The 945-nt window shown below is 65.5% G+C and carries 1 protein-coding gene; it reads right to left on the bottom strand.

Annotation, left to right across the window (positions count from 1 at the left end; translation table 11 throughout):
- Positions 1 to 921: integrase core domain-containing protein (locus IEY07_RS23960; RefSeq protein ID WP_188898715.1), on the bottom strand; the 921-nt coding region annotated here is incomplete at its 3' end.
- Positions 922 to 945: the final 24 nt, after the last annotated feature.

Below are 945 nucleotides of genomic sequence, written 5' to 3'. Positions count from 1 at the left end.
TCGGTGGGGGCGGTGGTGGTTGTAGAGGTCGACGAATCGGTTGATCAGGGTCTGGAGCTGGTCGATGGTGGTGGGTTGGTCGGGTTGGGCCCGCAGCCACTTCTTCAGGGTCTGTTGGAATCGTTCGATCTTGCCGCAGGTGGTGGGGTGGGATGGTCGGGAGTTCTTCTGGATGATGTTGCGGGTCCGTAGGAGTTGTTCAAGGCCGTTGCGTTGTCCGTCCCGGCCGCTGTGTGTGCCGGGGTGTTTGTAGCCGTGACCGCGGGCGAACCGGGTGGTGTAGACGAGACCGTTGTCGGTCAGCACCGAGGCCGGATTCCCATGCCTGCTGGTGGTTTCGATGAAGGTGTCGGCCACGATTGGGCCGGTGATGCGGGGATGGGCCGACACGTGCAGGGCGTATCGGGAGTGGTCGTCCAGCCAGCTGACGATCTCGGTGTCCGGGCCGGTGGGCCGGCCAGGAGTGTCACCGGGTCGGTGGAGTGGATAGTGGGTGAAGTCTGACTGCCAGCACTCGTTGGGCTGGTCGGCCTGGAACCGGATGTAGGAGGATTTCGGCCGTTTCGCCGGGTCCGGGGTGACCTGACCATTGCGGGTCAGGATCCGGTGGATGCTGGCCCGGGAGATGGTGATCTTGTGATGCTGGGCCAGATGCCACCTGATGGTGTCCGCGCCCGCGTCCAGGCCCTGCTCGACCAGTCGCTTGCGCAGCGTCGTGATCAACTCCACCGTCAGCGGGTCGGTCGCGGTCGGTGAGGAACGCGGCCGGCGCGAACCCGGCTCGAACGCTGACTCCCCCTCGACCCGGTAGCGGGCCATCAGCCTGGAGATCCACCCCTGGGAGACACCGTAACGACGTGCCACCTCCGACTGCGAGGACCCGGCAAGAACAGCACTGACGACCAGACGGCGCTTCGACATGGCCAGCGTCTACCGGCCCGACCA

The organism is Microlunatus endophyticus, assembly GCF_014646195.1.
Classification (GTDB): domain Bacteria; phylum Actinomycetota; class Actinomycetes; order Propionibacteriales; family Propionibacteriaceae; genus Microlunatus; species Microlunatus endophyticus.
Note: the sequence above shows the minus strand (reverse complement) of the source record. Positions and strands in the feature narration are given on the sequence as shown.